Genomic DNA, 20,739 nt, shown 5'->3' with positions numbered 1-20,739 from the left:
TGCTATTCCACTCCGATTTCGGTTGCGATATCCGGTACTTTCAGTGCCATAACGTCCACGCGAAGCTGTTGAGCTAGGTCCTCCTGGTCTAGATCAAGGGCGCTTAAGACTGTGACCTGCTCACCGCCTTCTGCCAAGAGATCGCGGCAAGTGGCAATGATTGACTGCGGGGTTTCCTGGCTCGGGTAAGCCACTCGCATGGACTTGGCAGCATCACGCATGGCTGCAACGACGGCACCAGTATCTGGGTTATCCGGTTCATAAACGGAGATCGCGGCTAAGGCTGCAGCCAGCGATTGCGCGGGCACTACTCGCCCAGCAGCGGTCTGTGAACACACGCCGGTGGCAAGAACGATGTCCTCGTCCTTAGCCGCAATGGGATCATCCGGAGACACCACGCTAACCCCCGCAGATGCCAGCAGATCGCTGATAGGCCCGGCCGGTGCGGCAGCAAATACTCGGCGAGCAATAGGCTCTTCGGAGGCAGGTTCGGCGTGCGGGGGCAACGCTTCAAGGTGCAGGTTGGTTACCTTTCCCGTACCAAAGGCGGTTTCAATGACCTTGCCTGCCTGGCGGGAGTGGATATGTACATTAGCGCTGTCCTCGGTGGCCCGAGCTATGACGAGGCTGTCTCCCAACGGGGCAATTGCTGCCTGCAGCGTGTCTATATCTCCCTCGAAGAAAAAGACCACTTCCAATTCAGTATCCGGCTCCGGTTCGGGCAGGCCTGTGTGCCCGGTCGAGCCTTCAATTTCTGCGAGAAGAGACTCTAAAAGGATTACGAGGCCGGCGCCGCCAGCATCCACCACTCCTGCCTCGCGCAGGGCTGGCAATTGCGAAGGAGTGCGCTCGAGGGCCGTTTCCGCGGCAGCGATTGCGGCGCTCACAATACTGTGCAAGGTTGCGCCTGACTGCGCTTCAGCGTCGTCGGCGGCCTCGGCGGCTGCCTTCAGAACCGTGATAACTGTGCCTTCCACCGGCTCGGCGATGGCTCGGTCCACCAGCTCCACGGCCTGCTGCAGGGAGCGGGCAAAGACGTCGCCGTCGATTACTGAGTCCACAGTTGACTCGGCAACGCCGCGCAGAACCTGGGACAGCACCATTCCCGAGTTTCCGCGGGCACCACGCACCGCCCCGAGTGCAAGGGAGTCGGCGACGTCGCCGCCATTGTCCAGCTCCGCAACCGCCGCCTCCATGGTGTGCGCCATATTCGAGCCCGTATCGGAATCCGGTACAGGAAAGACATTGAGCGCGTTGATCTCATCGCGGCGATGGGCTAATTCCCCCACGGCGCGGGTGGCCCAATTGCGCATTCCGTGGGAATCCAGCGTGCTGGGGTAGGACATGCGCAATAGTTTACAAGCGCCAGTCTATTTCCTGTGCGCCTTGGTCCCGCAAAAGGGCGTTTGCCCGGGAAAAGGGCTTCGAGCCAAAGAAACCGCGGCTGGCAGATAGCGGCGAGGGATGTGGGGACTTGATACAAGGGACGTCGGGAAGAAATCGCTCGCATGCTTGTGCATCCCGGCCCCAGAGAATCGCGACCATGGGGCTGCGGTTGAGCGCGCGAATGGCAGCCTCGGTGATCTCTTCCCAACCGATGCGGCGGTGCGAACCGGCTTGGCCGGGGGCTACGGTAAGCACCCTATTAAGCAGCAGCACTCCCTGGTCCGCCCAAGCGCTCAGGTCACCATCCTCTCGGCCGTTGATGCCCAGATCATCGTGCAGCTCGCGGTAAATATTGACCAAGGAACGCGGCGGTTTCACACCCGGGCGAGTCGAGAAGGCCATGCCCATGGCGTGTCCTGGGGTGGGATAAGGGTCTTGGCCCACGATGAGCACTCGGACCTCGTCCAACGGCATCTGCAACGCGCGGCAGACGTCCTCAGCCGGGGGCAAGTAGTCCTGCCCCTCAAGAGCATGGGAGATCTGTGGCCATTGCTTTTCAACTACCGGCGCCAGCACCGGCTCCCAGGAAGGGTGGTAAGTGGGGTGCATGGTTAAAAGCTCAGCCAACCTTTTTGATAGCTCGGTGTCGTGCCTCCCAGCGTAACCCCGCAGCCGCGGGTTACGGTGCCAATCTTTCGGAATCCGGAGGGGGCTTCCTTTGCCGTCGTGCCGATGAGGGTGTGGTCTTCGCCGCCGCTGAGTACCCATTCCCACGGGTCGCAGTCGAGTAAATCCGCGGCTTGGCACAGCAATTCTTCCGGTTGCAAGGCCTGCGGATCCAAGTCCATGTGCACGCAGGAATGCTCGGCCATCGTCGTGCAGTCTTGAATCAAACCGTCTGAGTTATCAGTCATGGCGGTGACCCCGGCGGCGCGGGCAATGACGCCGCGGCCGGGGTTGAGCCAGGGGGCACAGTGGGCGTCGATAAGCGGCTGCAGGTGCTCATGCCCTGCAGGAAGGTTCCGGCCGAAGCGCTCCAACAAAGCCAAGCCGGCGGCCGAGTGGCCAATCTTGCCGTGCGCTACCACCTGCTGGCCTGCCCGCGCTCCGTCCAAGGTCAAGGCAGGAAGGCTGCCGCCCAGGAAGCCTACGGCCGTGATATTGATGACCAAGAGATCAGACTTTGTAAGGTCGCCGCCGACCAACTCGGCGTTATAAAAGGAGCTATGTTCCGCGATTCCCTCGGCGATGCCGCGCACGAAGGGCACCGGGGTATCGCCTGGGGCGGCGATTGCAAGGAGGGCAGCAACCGGGCGGGCACCCATAGCTTCCACATCGGCAAAGTTGCGCAAGATGGCCTTTTTGCCAATCTCGCGCGGGGTCGACCACTCGCGCAGGAAATGACGTCCCTCCACCATCAAATCAGTGGCCGCCACGGTGCGGGAATTCGGCGGCGCGCTGGGCAGTACCGCGGCATCGTCTCCATTGAGCCTACTGGAGGCCACGGAGGTAATTTCCCGGATGGCGGCGCGTTCTCCCACATCTGCGAGAGTCTGAGTTAAGTTCACCAGCTTCCTTTCGATACTATGAGCCCTTATGACATCCCAATTTAACCGCACCGCGATCTTCATTTCACTTGGGTTGTCCATAGTGATGGTTCTGGCGGTCCTTTTCGGCGCAAAATACGTATTCAATAACGTCGCCAAAGCACCAGTGGCGGTCTCCCCCGTGGAGTCTAAGGAGGCAGACTCGCAAGCCTGCCGCAGCTTTATCGACGCCCTTCCGGATCAGGTCATGGATAAGCCACGTGCCGATATTGCCGAGCCCGTGCCTTCCGGTGTCGCAGCTTGGGCCACTACCTCAGACGATAAGGTCACCGTGCGCTGTGGCGTAGATATGCCTTTCCAGTACACCGAGTACTCCCAGACCCAGGACGTAGAAGGCGAACAGTGGTTCCAGGTGCGCGATGCCACCCCTGGCTCCAACCTCACCACCTGGTATGCGCCGCAGCGCTTCCCCATTGTCGCGGTCACTGCCTCCACTGACGCAGAGCCGGGCGAGCTTAACGACGCCCTCTCTTCCCTCGAAGAAAAGCCTGCCACTGCCCACGAGGCGCCACTTAAGGCTCTCAAGGCGGGGAATGACCAGATGTGCGCAGAAGTAGACAAGGCCCTGCCCGATTCGGTGGCTGAGGGCTACCGCCGCCGCGAGGTTGAGGATAAGAATACCTATGTGTGGAGCGCCGATGGCCGCGAAGACATCGTTGCGCGATGCGGCGTAGCCAAGCCGGAGAACTATCGCGCCGGAGTCAAGCTCCAGCAGGTTAACGATATTCCGTGGTTCGAGGACACCACCTTGGCCCACGGCACGACCGCAGGCACGTGGTTTGCCCTCGGCCGCGAGGACTACCTTGCGCTACACGCCCCACAAGATGCCGCGCAGGCGGCCCTGGTGGAAATCGGCGACGTGCTCGCAGAGCACACGGCCGAAAAGTAGGCAGCGCTCGGGCCTACTTGGCTAGGGCCTGCTCGATAAGCGCCTCGAGCAGCGCCGGGTACTCAACGCCCGAGGCCGCGAGCACCTGCGGGTACATGGAGATCGGGGTAAAGCCCGGCAGGGTATTGATCTCGTTGATGTACACAGATTCCTCGGTGACGAAGAAGTCGACCCTAGACAAGCCCTCACAGTTGAGGGCCTCGAAGGCGCGGATTGCCATGTCGCGTAGCTTTTCGGTCAGCTCGGGTGCGAACGGCGCAGGGATTTCGGCGGTGACCACATTGTCGAGGTACTTGGTGTCGAAGCCATAAAAGCCCTCGTCGGAATCATCGATACCGGCGAGCAGTGCCGGGACGGAGGCCAGCAAGGTGCCATCGGCATAGTGGAGCACGCCGATTTCTACCTCTTGGCCAACGATTTCCGGCTCCACCAGGATCTTTTCGTCATCCTCTAGCGCCAGGTCGACGGCTGTGGGGAATTCCTCCCAGGTGGTGACCTTGGATACGCCAATGGAGGATCCACCGCGAGCAGGCTTGACAAAGACGGGCAGGCCTAGCTGCTGCTTTTCGTCCTCGCTTAGCTCGGTGCGGCCTTTGAGGATGACCTCGGGCGCTACTGGCAGGTCTGCGGCCGCCAGCACCTTCTTGGTAAATTCCTTATCCATGCCCACCGAGGACGCCAAGACCCCTGGGCCTACATAGGGCAGGCCGGAAAGCTCAAAGAGTCCTTGGACTGTACCGTCCTCACCAAAGGGGCCGTGCAGAATGGGAAATACCACGTCGACCTCTGCAAAGAGCGTGCCGTCGGTGACGTTATGGAATTGGCCCTTCGCATTGGGATCAAGGGAAAGGGTCAGCTCCGCACCTGGGCTGACCTCCGGCATAACACCATCGACAATTTCTAAGCCCTCAGTGGTGCCGGGCGTCCACGTGCCCTCACGGGTGATACCGATGGGCACCACCTCGAACTTCTCTGGGTCGAGGTGGTTCATGATCGCGCCAGCGGATACGCAGGATACGGAATGCTCGGTGCTACGGCCGCCATAGATAACGGCCACGCGGGTCTTTTCAGTCATGCCCGCAGATTTTACCCTCGACCTACTCCGACTTCTTGGACCGACCCATCAAAGCGATGATCATATCTTCTACCGCCACACCCTCGTAGCACACGCCATAAACGGCGTGCGTGATAGGCATCTCTACCCCGGCCTGCTGGGCGAGGCGATAGATGGAGTCACAGGAGTAGACACCTTCGGCGACCTGTCCATTGGTCGCGGCCTTGGCCTCTTCAATCGTGCCGCCTTGGCCCAGGCGGTAGCCAAAGGTGCGGTTGCGCGACAATGTCGAGGTGCACGTTGCCACCAAGTCGCCCATGCCTGCCAGGCCGGAAAAGGTAAATGGATCCGCCCCCAGCTCCACGCCCAGGCGGGTAATCTCCGCCAGACCGCGGGTGATGATGGTGGCCATGGTGTTATTGCCCAGCCCCTTGCCGGAGGCGATACCACAGGCCAAGGCGATGACATTCTTGCAGGCGCCACCGATTTCCGCGCCGATGACATCGGTATTGGTGTAGGGCCGCAGGTACGGCGCGGCGACCGCAGCCTGCACGCGCTGAGCGCGGTCTTCATCGGAGCAGGCAATCACCGTGGCGGCCACTTGGCCGGCAGCGATCTCCTTGGCCAAGTTCGGGCCAGACAGTACCGCCACGCGGTCTGCTGGCACGCCCGCCGCATCCATAATGACCTCACTCATGCGCTTGAGCGTGGCAGTCTCTACGCCTTTAGAAATAGACACCAGGGTCGCGTCCTCTGGCAGGTGCGGCGCCCACTTTTCCACGTTGGCGCGCAAGGTTTGGGAGGGAACGCCGAACACGACGACGTCGGCAAGCGCCAGCGCTTCGACATCATCATGGGTGGCCCGCACCACGGCCGGCAGGCGGGTATCCGGCAAATAGTCCGGATTGGTGTGGGTCTCGTTGATGGCCTGCGCCAATTCCGCGCGGCGCGCCCACAGGCGAACGTCATTTCCGGCGTCCGCAAAGACCTTGGCCAAGGTAGTGCCCCAAGAACCAGCACCCATCACGGCAACATTAACCATGGTGTCTCCTCCAAACGTGCAAATCTATAACCCCAACCTTAAAGCATGCCCGTCCCCCGTGGGGCAAGGATGCACAACGCGCCTAACCCGTGGGACAATGGGCCCTTAGACGTTGTTCTTATAAACCCAATTACTGTGGAAAGGCCCCGTGGAGGCAGACGATGCCCAATATTAAAAAGATGCACGAAACCGACAAGGATCAGCAGCACGAGGAGTTTATTTCCGGCCGCCACCAGGAAATCCCGGTGGACCCCGCCAAGGAATTCCACCGCACTACCCTTGCCGCCGGCGCCGTAATCTGGCGCGGCTCCCCGCAGGACCCAGAAATCGCGCTCATCCACCGCCCCCATTACGATGATTGGTCCCTGCCCAAGGGCAAGGTCGATCCCGGCGAATCCCTGCCCACTACCGCGGCCCGGGAAATCCTGGAGGAGACCGGCTTTAGCGTGCGTCTAGGCAAGCTCATCGGCAAGGTAACGTACCCAGTCCAAGGCCGCACTAAGGTGGTCTACTACTGGGTGGCCAAGTACCTGGGCGGAACCTATTCCGCCAATAGTGAAACCGATGAGCTACGGTGGCTGCCCATCGATGAAGCGCAAGACCTCCTGTCCTACGACGTTGATACCGCGGTAGTGGCCAAGGCGGCTAAGCGCCTACGCATCGCGCCCGCTACCCGCGTGCTCTATGTGCGCCACGCACGCGCGCATGAGAGGGTGAGCTGGCAAGGCGATGACAACCTGCGGCCACTGGATAAGAAGGGCCGCCGCCAAGCAGAGATGCTGGTGCCGATGCTGAGTGCTTTCCACCCCACCGCGATTTACTCAGCCTTGCCCCAGCGCTGCCAGCAGACGGCTGCCCCGCTCGCCGACGAACTAGGCAAGGACATTTCCATCAACAAAAACTTTGGCGACGAGGCCTGGGAGAACGACCCAGAAGCAGCCAAGAAAGCTTTCCGCCGCGTGGTCAACGAAGGCGGCGTTCCCGTCATCGTAAGCCAGGGCGCCACCATTCCTGGCATCATCGAGGACCTCGCCCCAAAGTTCCTGAAAAAGCCGGTGGACAAGCTGAAGTTTAAGAAGGCTTCTGTGTGGGTCTTGTCTTTCAACAATGGCGAGCTCACCGGTGCCGATTACCTGGCTAGCCCACTGCCGGTGCGCTAGTTTTCTGGTTCCTCGCCGACCAACAATTAAGGCCCTGCCTTCCATCTCATGCGGTGGACGAGCAGGGCCTTATTTGCGCAACTATCGTGCGGCTGCGGGGTTTTCTAACCGCGCAAGCCGAGCGTGCGACGGACGAAGAGGACCAAAATGAGGGTGTTCAGTGCTGGGTACACAAACATGCCGACTAGGGTAAAGCTCAACACTGCGTACAGGACGGCACTCAGGACGACTACCAAGATGGTCACTCCGACATTCTTCTTCGCTACCTCGATGGAAGCCCCAAAGGTCTCGCCAACGGATAGCTCAGGACGTACGGCCTTAACAGCCGGCATCCAAGTAAAGAAGAAGGCGGCGAAGAGTCCCGGAATAATCAGGAGAACGAAGCCCAGGGAAATAACCAGCCACGAAAGCACATTCACCGCCATGAGACCGGCGACATTTTTAAAGCTCAAAAAGTCCTTTATCTCCAGCATCCCGGTATCAACCTGTTTATTAGCAGCCTTGTACCAGGTGCTAATGGACCAAATAAACACTAGGAACATGGCGATAATGGCTAAGAACATTACCGCAATTAACCCACCAGTAAGTGCGGCATCGGAACCCGAGCCACTATTGGCTAAGGCATCAATGGATGTACCGCTGCCTGCTAGGACGAGGGTCAACAGCAAATAGAGAATGGAGACAATTACGATCTGCACCAGTGGACCGAAAATCCACTGCGCCCAATTGCGGCCGAAGTAGCGGAAGCTATCCGCGATTACCTGAATGGCGTCTACGTCACGACCAAAAAGGGAATCTTCTCCTTGGTAGGTGCTTCCGGCGTATCCGGGTTGCCCGAACTGTTGCTGACCGTACTGCTGCCCGTAGCCTGGTTGGCCGTTCGCGCCGTTTCCGTAGGGCGCAGATTCACTGGCAGGTCCGGGAGTACCTGGACCATTGTTTCCTGAATTAAAGGAATCATTATTCGAATAGGGATTGCTCATAGATTTAAAGCTAGGGGCATACTTTGTTACAGGAAACTGGAGCAGGTGATTGTTACTCTTACGTTACCAATTTTTACCCCCGCAGCTCCCCCAAGGTTTGTACTCAAGACTCATACCCAAATGCAAAGCACCCCCACCGCCCCTTCTTTAGAAAGAACTGTAGGGGTGTTGGCGCAAGTTCATCCCCAACCGCGCTCCCATTTATGGGGCGATAACAGAGGGCTTAAAGCCGGGGCGTCGCTTTTCATAGTCAGCAATATTGTCCTCGTTACGGAGGGTGATACCAATGTCATCGAGTCCCTCCATCAACCGCCAACGGGTGTAGTCATCGATGTCAAAGCGGTAGGTATTTTCTCCCACCGTGACCGTTCGCGCCTCCAAGTCAACGGTGACCTGGGTTTCTCCTGCCTCCAGCTGCTTCCAGATAAGCTCTATGTCTTCTTGTTCCATCAAGCCGGTAAGAAGGCCGGACTTTCCTGCGTTGCCGCGGAAGATATCTGCAAAGCGGGACGAAAACACGGCACGGAACCCGTATTCACTCAACGCCCATACTGCATGTTCGCGGGAGGATCCGGTGCCAAAATCACTGCCTGCAAAAAGCACCGACCCATCTTTAAATTGCGCTTGGTTGAGCACGAAGCTGTCATCGGAGCGCCAATTAGAAAACAACCCTTCAGAAAAGCCTGTACGCTTAACCGACTTCAAGTAACGCGCGGGGATGATTTGATCGGTATCCACATTGGAAGCGCGCAGGGGCACGCCCGTTCCCGTATAGGTAATAAACTTCTCCATTGTCAATGCCTTTCTTAGCGCTCAATTCAAGTCAGCAGGACTAGACAGGTATCCGGTCACGGCTGTAGCGGCAGCCACCTGGGGTGACACTAGGTGTGTGCGCCCACCAGGACCTTGACGGCCCTCGAAATTGCGGTTGGAGGTGGAGGCGGAGCGCTCGCCCGGCGCCAATTGGTCTGGATTCATCCCCAAGCACATCGAGCAACCAGCGGTACGCCATTCAGCGCCAAACTGGCGGAAGATTTCATCTAGGCCTTCTTCCTCCGCTTGAGCCTTGACGGCTGCTGAAGACGGCACTACCAGCATCCGCGTATCTTCAGCGATGGTACGGCCCTTGACTACGCCGGCTGCGGCGCGCAAATCTTCAATGCGAGCATTGGTGCATGAGCCGACAAAGACGGTATCTATTTTGATATCGCGCAGGGCAGTTCCCGGCTGCAGGTCCATATATTGTAGGGCCTTTTCTACGGTAGCCTTTTCATTATCGTCACCGCAGTCTTCTGGATCTGGAACGCTCTCACCTAATGGCAGGCCTTGTCCAGGATTGGTTCCCCAGGTAACGAATGGGGTCAAAGCAGAACCATCAATTTCGACGACGGTATCGAATTCCGCCCCCTCATCAGTGGGAAGCGTCTTCCAATAGTCAACCGCAGCATCCCAGTCTGCCCCCGTAGGAGCGAACTCACGACCCTTCACATATTCAAAAGTGGTCTCATCTGGAGCGACCATGCCGGCGCGGGCTCCCGCCTCAATAGACATATTGCAGATGGTCATGCGCGCTTCCATGGACATCTTGCGGATTGCTTCACCACGGTACTCAATGATGTGGCCTTGCCCGCCGCCGGTACCAATTTTGGCGATAACAGCCAAGATGAGGTCTTTGGCAGACACACCTTCTTGCAGTTCGCCTGTAACCTCAATCGCCATCGTTTTAAAAGGCTTCAAGGAGAGCGTCTGCGTGGCCATGACATGTTCTACCTCAGAGGTGCCAATACCCATGGCGATAGAACCAAAGGCACCGTGCGTGGAGGTATGCGAGTCGCCACACACGATTGTCATACCCGGCTGGGTGATTCCCAGCTGCGGGCCAACTGTGTGCACAATGCCCTGCTGGGCATCACCCATAGAGTGCAAGCGCACTCCAAATCCCTCGCAATTTTTGCGCAGGGTCGATACCTGGGTGCGCGAAACCACATCCTTGATTTCCAAGAGGTTGCCGGACTTGATGCCTTGCGTGGGAACGTTATGGTCCTCGGTGGCCAAGTGCAGCTCAGGGTGGCGCAACGTGCGGCCGGCCAGCCGCAAGCTATCAAATGCCTGCGGACTGGTAACTTCATGTAGTAGCTGAAAGTCAATAAAGATAAGGTCTGGCGCCCCAGCATCGCCGTGTTGGACGACGTGATCGCGCCACACTTTTTCTGCCAATGTCAGCTTCTGGTTCATAAACATCTCTCCACACTTGAAATCTCATAAGTTGGGACGTAGATTTCATTGTATGGGAGAGTATAGCGCAGTTTCCGGAATCAAGGTGTTGGATCGAGCAATGGCCATTATGATGGCCGCCGCCAACCACCCCTCCACCCTCAATGAATTATGCGAAACCACGGGCCTACCTCGAGCGACAGCACACCGATTGGCCACCGCACTCGAAGCGCACCGCATTCTCGTTCGCACCCCCGATGGGAAGTGGAAGGCCGGCCCTGCCCTTCCCGGCAACCGCGATCACCTCCTCGAGGCAGCCGGGCCAATCATGGAGAAACTGCGCGAAGATACCGGAGAATCCATCCAGCTCTACGAGGTCACCGGAAATACCCGTACCTGCATTGCCTCCAGGGAGCCGGAATCCGGACTCCACAACGTCGTGCCGGTCGGGCGCCAGCTACCGCTTAGCTCCGGCTCTGCCGCGCGCATCATTGCCGCACATGTAGACATCAATACCAATAACGCCTCGTTTACCCAAGGAGACATTGAGGCGGCCAGAAACCAAGGCTATTCCGAGTCTATTGAGGAACGCGAAGCCGGCTTAGCCTCCATCTCCGCGCCGGTTTTCGATAGTTCCGGAACCTTTCTCGCGGTGTTGTCGATTTCCGGATCTGCCGAGCGCTTCCGCCCCTCCCCGGCCCAGAAATACGCCGACATTCTCACTTCCGCCGCACGCGAATTGAGCAACCACCTCTAAGGCCCTCCCTAGCTTTACGACGCCCGCCTCCACCTAGCCCCAAGGAGGCGGACCCTTTTATTTCCCGAACCAGAAAATTCAGTAAAACGCGCTCGCACCTATTGAAACCGAAATGAAAATACGGTTTAATGAAAACACACTGAAAACAACGGGGAACGTCCCCCACCAGAGAGGATCAAACATCATGACCCACACCACCCACGAAGACCACACCCACACCCATGGCGCCGATTGCGGCCACGTTTCCTTCCCACACGGCGACCACACCGACTACCTCCACGAGGGCCACATTCACCGTGAGCATGATGGCCACTGGGATGAGTGCGAAACCACCGAGCACGTTGAAGCCGAGGCCCACGCCGACCACACCCATGGTGAAGGCTGCGGCCACGTAGCGATCCCGCACGGCGACCACGTGGACTACCTGCACGACGGCCACCGCCACGCCGCACACGGCGATCACTACGACGAGCACTAAGCACCTATCGGGGCCCAGCCCCACGTGCTTGCCGCCTAGGTCCCTTGAACTGAGGGCCCAGGCGGCCTTTTCTATGCCCACCTCTACCGCTGAAATCGTCCCCGAAATTCACACCAGAAACATATCTGCAAGCTCGACAGGACGCGCTCTCTCATTTCTGTTAAAACTGACAGTCAGACTATTAGTTCTTTCCGGTTGGGTGCTACGGTTCTTCGAGTGATTACTAGTTGGAAGATTTTTCTCCAAGATTTTGTCCGCTTGTGGCGGACCCCTCAGGTCTGGGTGATCCTCATCGGTTTGATGATCACCCCAGCCCTGTATTCCTGGGTAAACATCTCCGGTTTCTGGGACCCATACGGAAACACAGAACACCTCAAGGTCGCCGTAGTTAATGAAGACAAAGGCGCATCCTCGGAGATGACCGGCCACTTAGATGTCGGCGGGCAGATGATTGACAAGCTGCACGACAATGACAAGCTGGGCTGGCAGTTCATGGACAGGCAGGAAGCCGAAGACGCCGTTAAGAAGGGCGACGTCTTCGCCTCGGTGATTGTCCCCGAGGACTTCTCAGCCGATTTCGTGAGCCTTTTTAAAGGTACCTATTCTCAGCCCACGCTGGAGTATCACGTCAATGAGAAGCTCAATGCCATTGCACCGAAGATTACTGATACTGGCGCTTCGACACTAGACACCACCATCAGCTCGACCTTCAATGAGCAGGTAGCGGATTCGGTGGCTACGGAGCTAAAGAACTCCGGTGGCGATTTGAGCCAGAAGATTAACAGTACCGCAAGCAAGACCGCGGATTCTTTTTCGGAGACCGCAGATACGGTAGCTAACTCCCGCAGCCAACTTGCTGACGTGCATTCCACCATCGAGGATGCGCGCCCAACTATCGCGCAAGCCCGCAAGTCTTTGGGCACGGTGCAAAAGACCATCGACGATGCCCAGACCGCCTTGGATGAGCTGAACGCTATAACCGCAGAGGTCCAGCGGGAAGTCACTTCTTTCTCGGACGATGCCACCGCCGCCTATGTAGAAGGCACGACCGCCATGGCGGACGGCACCGCCTCCGCCAATGCCACCGTAGGCTCGGTCTCCGGCAAGCTGCGCGGCGCACTCAACCGCGTAGGTGCCGCATCTGCGGGCGCGTCAGGAATCGTCGGTGAAGCTGACCGGGCAATCGATCAGCTCGATAAGCTTGCGTCTTCACCAGCCCTGCCCCCACAGGTTTCCCAACAGATTAAGGATCAGGTAGGAGACCTCCGCAAACGCAATGATCAAAATAAGGCCGTTCTCGGTGACTTAGATACTCTCAACGGCGATACGAACGACACCATCGATTCGCTCAATAAGACCACGGGCATGCTGGAAGAGATGGCTGCCCAAACGCGCGATGATTCCCACGCGCTGCGCGATAATGTAGCCGAAGGCCTACCCAAGCTCAACGCTGCGCTTTCCGACGTCACTGCTACCACCGGCAAGCTTTCCGCCTCGCTCGAAAGCCAGCAGGCACTGGTCGGGCAAACCGATGGGCTCTTGGGGGGCGTCGACGAGCAGCTAAGCCAGGCCCAGCAAGTAGTTGAGCGTTTTTCTGTGGACCTCGACGGCATTGAGGAGGGGCTTCGTGCCTCCCGCAGCGACGTGATTGCGCTGAGCAATACTGCCAATAACAATTCCATCCTGCAGTCTGTCAAGGGCCTTAACACCGATGAGGTGTCTTCCTTCCTTGCCTCCCCTGCGGAGATGGAAAGCCACGCCGTATTCCCTGTAAAGCACTATGGTTCCGGCATGTCCTCGCTCTTTATCAACCTCACGCTGTGGATCGGCGCGTTCATGCTGCTCATCATCTTCCGTGCTGAGGTAGACCCGCAGGGCCGCAAGGACCTCACCATTACCAAGGCTTACCTTGCCCGCTTCCTTTTGCTTTCCTTCTTTGCCATTGCCCAGGCACTCATCGTGTCCATCGGCAACCTGGCCATTGGTGTTGAACATGCCAATGCATTGGCCTACGTCGCTACCGCGGTTATCGTGGGCCTGTGCTACCTGAGCATTACCTATAGCTTGGTTTCTACGTTTGGACACGTAGGCCGCGGCATCGCGGTGGTCTTCGCCTTCATCCAGATTCCGGGCGCATCCGGCCTCTACCCCATTGAGATGACGCCGGACTTCTTCCGCGCGGTGCATCCATTCCTGCCCTTTACCTACGGCATCGATGCCATGCGCGAGACCGTCGGTGGTTTCTACGGCAACCACTATGCGCGCGACCTTGCCGCGCTCATCGGCATGGCCGCGATCGCTTACCTCATCGGTACTGTGATGCGCCGCGGCCTGTCCAACGTCAACATGCTGGTCAATGACGAACTGCATAAGGGCGGTCTCGTTATCAATGAGCAGGTCCACCTGGTCGGCAGCCGGTACCGCTTTACCGACCTCCTCTATGCCTTGAATGACCGCGAGGCGTACCAACAAAGCTTGGAGGATAAGTGGAGCATGGCCCGCAGGAATTACTCCCAGCTGATGAAAATTACCGTCGCGGTAGGCCTAGCGTTAGTCGTCGCTTTGGGCATCTACTCACGCATTAACCCTGAAGAAAAGGCCATCATCTTCGGCCTGGCCTGCCTGGTGACGCTCATTTCGGTGGGCGTTATCTGCTCCCTTGAGTACGTCAAGCAGAGCATCGCGCACGATAGCCGCCTGGCGGATCTCAGTGATGAGGAAATCCAGGAGCACCTCGAGCACCGACAGGAACACCCAAACCGCTACCTCCTAGAGGACTTAGACGAGGAATCCACATTTTCTAATGCCAGCGAGACCAAGAAAATGCCCGCCGTTGATGGCGATGACTCCGGAAAGGGAGGCGAGTAAGTCATGAAAAACATCCTGACCATTCTCCGCGATGACCTCCACGCCATTCGCACCAATGTAATGACCGCGGTCATCATCTTTGGCCTTGCCATCATCCCGTTGCTTTTCACCTCCTTCAACGTGTTGGCCAGCTGGGATCCCTTTTCTAATACCGACCAACTCAAGATCGCTGTGGCCAGCGAGGATGAAGGCCACGAAAGCGACCTCGCCTCCCTGAAACTGAATTTGGGCGATAAGGTGCTCTCACAGCTCAGCCGAAATCAAGATATCGATTGGGTCATTACTGATAGCGCCGATGCCGTCGAAGGAACGAAGTCTGGCGAATACTATGCCGGCATTGTTCTGCCCAAGGACTTCAGCGCGGATTTGCTCACGTTTTATGTAGAAGGAACCGAGCCAAGCAAGCTCAACCTCTATACCAATGAGAAGAAGAATGCGCTGTCTACCATCATCACGCAAAAGAGTGCGGACGGCGTCATCCAGAAAATCAACGAGTCCTTCACCCGCGTGGTATCCAATGTCGGCCTTGGCGTCGTCTCGGATTTTGATAAATACCTTAATGAGGACGATACCCAGACTGCACTCAATAACCTGCACAACCGCGTCAATAACGTCAGCACTCGCCTCGATGCTGCGGCTGGCACCGTAGGTGCACTAAGCAATCTGGTCGACTCCACCCTGCCGCTTACGCAGGCTGCGGACAGTATCCTCGCCGAGGCTGGCCGCCAGGCTACGGAGACCGACAATGCCCAAGGCGAAAACCCCATCGACGTTCTGCGCTCTACCCTCAATGACTCGGCTGGTTCGCTTGATGCTTCCTTGGCGGCTACAACGCAAAGCTACGATGCACTCTCTGCTCAGGTCGATGAGTTGCTCAATAATGCAAGCACCACCAGCGCACAAACGGCGCAGACGTACCGCACCGCAGCTGAGCGTGTGGACGAGCAGACAAAGGCCTTTGAGGGAGTTCGCGCTTCCATCAAGGACCAAGCCGATAAGGTAGCTCTACCAGCTCCAGTCGCGGGTGGATATAAGGCGATGATGGGCCAGATTGATGCCTCCATTGCGCAGAGCAACGCACTGCATGATTCATTGGCATCTACCGCCGCTGACCTTGAGCAAGGCCGTGGCACGTCCCAAGACTCCCGCCAGCGCACCAAGGATGCCATCGCCAATGCCAAGCAGGCTGCTGAAAAGGCACGCAATTCCTATAACGAGAACCTCAAGCCGCAGCTAGATCAGCTCAACCAGAGCGTCTCGGTGGTCGCGGACGATATTGATGCTGTCAAGCAGGACATCGCAGGCATTCGCTCCTCGGTCTCTCAGGATGACGGGTCGCCACAGCAAAGCCTGGCGCGCGTCCGCGATACCACCGCCGGCCTTGCCAGCACCCTGCGGGAGCAAAGCGGCCGTTTTGCTGACATGGGCCGCAAGATCGACGAGGCGCGCCGTGGCGGCGATTTAGACAAGCTAGCGGATATCGTCGGCAACGATCCAGAACTGCTTGCCTCTCGCATCGCCGCTCCCGTGGCTGTAGACCGCCAGCCGGTCTACCCTGTCGCTGCCTTTGGCGTGGGTATGACGCCGTTCTACCTCGCCTTGTCCCTATGGGTAGGCGCCCTTCTGGCATGCGTGCTGGTGCATACCAACGCCGAGCGTAAATACTTGCGCAAGGACGAAAACGGAAAGTACGACGAGAGCGAATTCACCCGTGGTCAAGCGTTCTTCGGCCGCTTTGCCACACTCGGCCTGGTCGGCCTCGCGCAGGCCACCTTGGTGGTCCTCAGCCTCATCTTCTTTGTCCAGATCGAGCCCGCGCACCCATTCATGCTCATGTTCGCCGCATGGATAGTCTCGCTGGTGTTTATGTTGATCATCTATTCACTTGTCATCACACTCGATAGTGCCGGCAAGGCCTTGGCGGTGTTGTTGCTCGTGATACAAGTCTCTGGCTCCGGCGGCGCCTACCCGCTACCCTTGCTGCCTGAGTGGTTCCAGAACGTGAGCCCGTGGCTGCCAGCGACCTACGCCATTGATGCTTTCCGCAGCGCCATTGCGGGCATCTATCACGGTGACATTTGGCGCGAGTTGGGCATGCTACTGCTGTTTACCATCCCGGCACTCATCGTCGGCCTCATTCTCCGCCGCGCAATGGATGCCTATCACAAGCGCCTCAAGAAGGCGATTAAGAAGACGAAGGTCATGGCGTAGCCGCGCTTGGCGACGTCTCCCCTTCCGCCCTTCCTACACCTCCCACCAAGCCCTTTTTCACGGCTTGGTGGGCTTCTTTCATGGTTCGGGTCCCACGCTAGTGCCCCAAGGACCTAGAAGGGGCAGAGAAAGCCGCATATGCATCCACTAAAGGGACTCGGATACCCTTCCTATCGCTAGGTCTAGCTCCTTCTTAAGAGATTCGCTCGAACGCGGCTATCGAGCACGAAACCACTTACGGCCCACCTGAGCCCCTACTAAAAGACCGCTACGGGAGTCTGCGTCCCAGTTTACTTCGGCTCCCAAACCGTCCCGAGGGCAGGACGGTTAGCCCTTGGACGTCGAGGCCTCCCCTACAGGGTTAAGGGTCAAAATGTGTGTCTGGCTCGGCGTGTCGCGGGGGTTAGATTTGGCCTTTTTGAATGCCGATTGAGTGGGTGTAGTCGGTGTCGATAGCGTTGTCGTAGAGGGCTGGGCGTCCTGTTTCGTGGTCGGCTTGGTTCTCGGTTTGGGTCAGGGTGGATACTTTGGCGAGTTGGCCCTGGCCCCAGTCGGACTGCCTGGCGATTCGTACTGGATCGTCAGGCAGTTCCGTTTTTAAGTAGAGCCACCAATCCAGCATGCGGCGTTGTCGTTCGCCTGATCTGCCGCGGTGGGTTCTGGCGAGCAGTTTGAGCTGGGCGTTGATGCCGCCTTCTAAGCTGTTGGTGGTGGATTTGATCCGCTCGGGCGCAAGGACTCCTGCTGGCGGGTTGAGGTAGACAAACAGCATCTCGGACCGCCAAAGATGGTTGAGGCTGTTGTAGGCCTTGCGCACGTTGTGGTGGGTCCACACGCGGGTCCATGCACCTGTTTTGGGGTCTTTGATCATGGTTTTCTCGTTCATCCATTCCCGGTAGATCGTTGAAAACTCGTGCAGTTGCACACCCCACGCGGCGGCTTCATCCAGTGTGGTGATCCGGGTCAGTTTCAGCGCAAGTCGGTAGATGGTGCGCCCGGCATCGGTGCGTGGGTTGGTGGTGGTGTAGCGGCGGACCACGCGTTGGGCGTGGACGAGGCAGCGTTGAATTTTCGTAGTCGGCCAGCACTTTTTGATTGCGCTGTATGCGCCTTGGCCGCCGTCGATGACGGCGATGAGTGGGGCTTCGATGCGTTCAAGCAGCAGTTGGTAGTCGCGGGTGGTTTCGTGTTTGCACCAGTGCCAGGCGATCACGTGGTCGATGGTCGCCGCGACGATCAGGCAGCCACCGGCGGTGTAGGTGCCATCGAGAAATACCTGGTCGTAGATCCGCTTGTGGTGGCCGGCGGTGGGGTCAGGCACATCAACGAGCCAGCACCACTTGAAGCGCCGCTTCATGGTGGCGCGGCTAACACCGTTTCGTTTGGCTAGGTCGTCGAGTGATATTGCGGTGGTGCAATGCTCGATGAACTGGGTGAACACTGCCGCGTTGGTGATGTCGTTTCGACGTTTGACGCTGGAGGCGCCGCATTGTTTGCAGCGCCATCTGGTGGTGCCTTTGCTGGTGGTGCCGTTGCGTTTCATTTCACCGCCGCAGTGGCAGCGTGGTTGGTTCTTCGACATTGCGACACCACACCACGCCGCGCATAGCACATCACGGCTGCCACACCGAGGATTTCCCGTCGGGGGCTAGATATATGCTTCCGGAGCATATACTTTCCGGAAACCTACAGGTCAATCCGTGAAAATCCGCGATTCCGGACACACTTTTTGACCCTTAACCCTCCCCTACATGCCGCTAAACCGCACAGGTTTTGAATAAAGAAAAAGCTGCGAGCCATCTGGCTCGCAGCTTTCCGTTGGTACCCCGTACGGGATTTGAACCCGTGTTACCGGCGTGAGAGGCCGGCGTCCTAGGCCGCTAGACGAACGGGGCGCGTTCGCAGCAATCGCACACTGTGCGTTGCGGACTTGTTAAGAGTAAACGATGGGTTAATTCAGCACAAATCGCACGGTCAAGGACGGTTTTGAGGGAAGGCGGCGGATTCTAGGGGTCGTTGCAACGATGATGGTTAGTTTGGTTTGATGCTACCGGTTTGTGTGAGGGCGTTGGTCATGACTTCGGCTGGGGTGCGCCAGTTGAGTGCTTTGCGTGGTTTGTGGTTGTGAATGTTGGCGATCATTTCTAGGTCCTCGGCGCTGTAGATGGACAGGTCGCTGTTTTTGGGAAGGTTTCTTCTGAGCCTGCCGTTGGTGTTTTCGTTGCTGCCGCGTTCCCATGGTGATCCTGGATGGCAGAAGTAGATGGGAATGTCAGTGGCCATGGTAAAGGCTTTATGACCAGCCATTTCGCTTCCTTGGTCCCAGGTAATTGATGACCAGATAGCTTTATCGATTCCTGTAACTGCCTTGTGCAGGGCTGTGAATACTTCTTTGCTGGTATGCCTTCCTGGTAGGTGGCCAAGGACAACAAATCGGCTAACACGTTCTACTAGCGTGATTACCGCTGATTGGTTGTTTTTACCGAGGATGAGGTCGCCTTCCCAGTGGCCTGGCAAAATACGTTCACTTACCTCATCTGGCCGGTCGTCTATGAGGATCATGTCGTCGACGAAGCGTTGCTGGGCAGGTGTGCTGGAGCGGGTTTGGCGTTTCTTGCGTTTCTTTCTACCGGTCGGCAAGTCCAAGCCAAGGTCTTTGAGTCTTCCTTTGGCCTGCAGGTAAAAGGCGTCATAAATCGTTTCGTGACTAATGCGCATGTCCTTATCAGTGGGGTAGTCGATGGGCAGGCGATTAGAAATCTCCTCAGGTGACCATTGTGCCCGCAATTGTGCGCATACATAGTCCCATAGTCTTTTGTTGGCTAGTAGTTTCGGTATTTTCGGCCGCAATCTCCGCGCACAGGCCTTTAACTGGGCTGTTTCTGCACGATACGGGCCTTGAGCACTGTGGTTTCTGCGTACTTCACGCTGAATTGACGATGCACTTCGCCCTAAACGGCGCCCAATCTCACGCAGTGGCACATCTTCGCGGAGAAGATCGGCGATGATGACGCGTTCTTCGAAGCAAATGTAGCGATTGCTGATGCGTTTATACGGATCTACCCCGCTAGGTAAGGCGGGAGGGGCAAGCCTTCCGGATTCGATGACATCATGGCGTTGGCGCAGCGCTTTCATAAGTCTGTTATACGTGCTGGCGTCTTCGCCGACGGGTATGAACTCTTCTCGTCGACCCTGGGATTTGGTGAGTCCTTTTTCGAAATCTAAACGCAGTCGACGATCAATTCCTACTGCCGTGCCAGCATCACCACCAGGCAGGCTCGCCAGCCGAAGGCGCAGGTATTCCACTCTTAACTGCGTCTGGCGGACTTTCCGAGCATACTGACTTAACCGGATATGGCACCCAGCTTCCGTAGCTACGGCATACGCAGCGGTAAGATGCATCCCACATCTTTTAGCAGCTTGGCGTACCGACAGTCCGCTTCGGACTAGCTCTACAAGCTGGACAGCCTGGCTGCCGCGGCGATCAACTCGTTTGGCTTTATACACGACTGGCAATCCAAAGGCATGGCAAAAATTCAAAGCATGCCCGTAATGACAGCCAAGCTCACCAGCCGCCGAACGGACACTACGCCCACTGCCAACCAAGGCAACTAAGCCACGACGATCCGATTCAGACAACGAATGAAACGGGCCAACAACCCCAGACACAACAACACCCTCCTAAGGGAAAGTGTTGCAACGACCCTCTGAACTCAAGGGCGAAGGAAAACGCAAAAATTCCCGAGCCCGGTACTGCAGTGAGGGTTCTTCGTGGCCGAGGTGCGGATCGAATCAGTGGTTATTCCGCAAGCAATCTGTGGATAGTCCGTGGCCGAGAACGCTGTGCTAGTAGGACTCGGGATGGCGCTGTGCGTCGAAGTGCATATGCTGCAGGCTCCTATACTTCGTACAAACGTTGGTGGGAAGGAAGTTGTGGATTATAGCGTTACTGCCTGGCTGTGCTTTCGGGCTGTGCGCCTTGGCTGTGGTGCGTTTCGCTTTCTGTCACCCGCTCTCCTTTCTGTTTGTTTTCTGCTGTACTTGCAGTCTATGCCTACGCATGCAGGACAGGAAGGGTTTTGCACAACTT

16 protein-coding genes and 1 tRNA gene are annotated in these 20,739 nt (G+C 57.6%); 6 read left to right on the top strand and 11 right to left on the bottom strand.

Annotation, left to right across the window (positions count from 1 at the left end; genetic code table 11):
- Nucleotides 1–2: 2 nt before the first annotated feature.
- Genes ACKFRX_RS06150 through ACKFRX_RS06140 form a run of 3 tightly spaced genes read right to left on the bottom strand, consistent with a single transcriptional unit; the run spans nt 3 to nt 3,035 of the window.
- Nucleotides 3–1,346, bottom strand: coding sequence for a DAK2 domain-containing protein (locus ACKFRX_RS06150; RefSeq protein WP_408927509.1), 1,344 nt, complete (start codon nt 1,344–1,346; stop codon nt 3–5).
- A 10-nt stretch (nt 1,347–1,356) separates the two neighbouring features.
- Nucleotides 1,357–1,995 (bottom strand): uracil-DNA glycosylase, encoded by a 639-nt coding sequence (locus tag ACKFRX_RS06145; RefSeq protein WP_204609263.1) that lies wholly within the window; start codon nt 1,993–1,995, stop codon nt 1,357–1,359.
- 2 nt (nt 1,996–1,997) lie between these two features.
- Nucleotides 1,998–3,035 carry a thiamine-phosphate kinase gene (locus tag ACKFRX_RS06140; protein ID WP_005323297.1) on the bottom strand — a complete coding sequence of 346 codons (1,038 nt, stop codon included), beginning with the start codon at nt 3,033–3,035 and terminating at the stop codon, nt 1,998–2,000.
- Between ACKFRX_RS06140 and ACKFRX_RS06135 the strand changes: the two genes are divergently transcribed.
- Nucleotides 2,983–3,882 carry a DUF3515 domain-containing protein gene (locus ACKFRX_RS06135; protein ID WP_408918911.1) on the top strand — a complete coding sequence of 300 codons (900 nt, stop codon included), beginning with the start codon at nt 2,983–2,985 and terminating at the stop codon, nt 3,880–3,882. The genes ACKFRX_RS06140 and ACKFRX_RS06135 overlap by 53 nt on opposite strands.
- A gap of 13 nt (nt 3,883–3,895) precedes the next feature.
- Here the strand turns inward: ACKFRX_RS06135 and ACKFRX_RS06130 are convergent, their stop codons facing one another.
- Nucleotides 3,896–4,957 carry a D-alanine--D-alanine ligase family protein gene (locus ACKFRX_RS06130; RefSeq protein WP_408927508.1) on the bottom strand — a complete coding sequence of 354 codons (1,062 nt, stop codon included), beginning with the start codon at nt 4,955–4,957 and terminating at the stop codon, nt 3,896–3,898.
- 22 nt (nt 4,958–4,979) lie between these two features.
- Complete coding sequence (locus ACKFRX_RS06125) at nt 4,980–5,978, bottom strand: NAD(P)H-dependent glycerol-3-phosphate dehydrogenase (protein WP_316981472.1); 999 nt, start codon at nt 5,976–5,978, stop codon at nt 4,980–4,982.
- 161 nt (nt 5,979–6,139) lie between these two features.
- Between ACKFRX_RS06125 and ACKFRX_RS06120 the strand changes: the two genes are divergently transcribed.
- Complete coding sequence (locus ACKFRX_RS06120) at nt 6,140–7,138, top strand: bifunctional NUDIX hydrolase/histidine phosphatase family protein (protein ID WP_200435224.1); 999 nt, start codon at nt 6,140–6,142, stop codon at nt 7,136–7,138.
- A 104-nt stretch (nt 7,139–7,242) separates the two neighbouring features.
- Here the strand turns inward: ACKFRX_RS06120 and ACKFRX_RS06115 are convergent, their stop codons facing one another.
- The 3 genes from ACKFRX_RS06115 to leuC all read right to left on the bottom strand — a co-directional run bounded on the left by ACKFRX_RS06115 (nt 7,243) and on the right by leuC (nt 10,356).
- Entirely contained in the window at nt 7,243–8,121 is an 879-nt protein-coding gene (locus tag ACKFRX_RS06115) for a hypothetical protein (RefSeq protein ID WP_200435223.1), read from the bottom strand.
- A gap of 201 nt (nt 8,122–8,322) precedes the next feature.
- Nucleotides 8,323–8,913: a 3-isopropylmalate dehydratase small subunit gene (gene leuD, locus ACKFRX_RS06110; RefSeq protein WP_005323303.1), complete on the bottom strand. Its 591-nt coding sequence runs from the start codon at nt 8,911–8,913 to the stop codon at nt 8,323–8,325.
- 21 nt (nt 8,914–8,934) lie between these two features.
- Nucleotides 8,935–10,356: a 3-isopropylmalate dehydratase large subunit gene (gene leuC, locus ACKFRX_RS06105; protein WP_408927507.1), complete on the bottom strand. Its 1,422-nt coding sequence runs from the start codon at nt 10,354–10,356 to the stop codon at nt 8,935–8,937.
- Nucleotides 10,357–10,408: 52 nt separating this feature from the next.
- Here leuC and ACKFRX_RS06100 point away from each other — a divergent pair, with 52 nt between their 5' ends.
- From ACKFRX_RS06100 to ACKFRX_RS06085, 4 genes are all read left to right on the top strand, one after another.
- Nucleotides 10,409–11,092 (top strand): IclR family transcriptional regulator, encoded by a 684-nt coding sequence (locus ACKFRX_RS06100; RefSeq protein ID WP_408927506.1) that lies wholly within the window; start codon nt 10,409–10,411, stop codon nt 11,090–11,092.
- A 184-nt stretch (nt 11,093–11,276) separates the two neighbouring features.
- The gene (locus ACKFRX_RS06095) at nt 11,277–11,570 is read left to right on the top strand and encodes a hypothetical protein (RefSeq protein ID WP_234447205.1); all 294 of its coding nucleotides are present in this window, start codon (nt 11,277–11,279) and stop codon (nt 11,568–11,570) included.
- A gap of 258 nt (nt 11,571–11,828) precedes the next feature.
- Nucleotides 11,829–14,438: a YhgE/Pip family protein gene (locus ACKFRX_RS06090; RefSeq protein WP_408927505.1), complete on the top strand. Its 2,610-nt coding sequence runs from the start codon at nt 11,829–11,831 to the stop codon at nt 14,436–14,438.
- A gap of 3 nt (nt 14,439–14,441) precedes the next feature.
- The gene (locus ACKFRX_RS06085) at nt 14,442–16,649 is read left to right on the top strand and encodes a YhgE/Pip family protein (protein WP_408924573.1); all 2,208 of its coding nucleotides are present in this window, start codon (nt 14,442–14,444) and stop codon (nt 16,647–16,649) included.
- 403 nt (nt 16,650–17,052) lie between these two features.
- Here the strand turns inward: ACKFRX_RS06085 and ACKFRX_RS06080 are convergent, their stop codons facing one another.
- The 3 genes from ACKFRX_RS06080 to ACKFRX_RS06070 form a co-directional block, all read right to left on the bottom strand.
- Nucleotides 17,053–18,231: an IS256-like element IS1249 family transposase gene (locus tag ACKFRX_RS06080; protein WP_005323424.1), complete on the bottom strand. Its 1,179-nt coding sequence runs from the start codon at nt 18,229–18,231 to the stop codon at nt 17,053–17,055.
- Nucleotides 18,232–18,468: 237 nt separating this feature from the next.
- A tRNA-Glu gene (locus ACKFRX_RS06075) sits at nt 18,469–18,544 on the bottom strand.
- Between the two features lie 136 nt (nt 18,545–18,680).
- Entirely contained in the window at nt 18,681–19,955 is a 1,275-nt protein-coding gene (locus ACKFRX_RS06070; protein WP_408927504.1) for an IS30 family transposase, read from the bottom strand.
- Nucleotides 19,956–20,739: the final 784 nt, after the last annotated feature.

Origin of the sequence: Corynebacterium tuberculostearicum, assembly GCF_046097465.1 — a bacterium.
GTDB classification, from domain to species: Bacteria; Actinomycetota; Actinomycetes; order Mycobacteriales; family Mycobacteriaceae; genus Corynebacterium; species Corynebacterium tuberculostearicum_I.
Note: the sequence above shows the minus strand (reverse complement) of the source record. Positions and strands in the feature narration are given on the sequence as shown.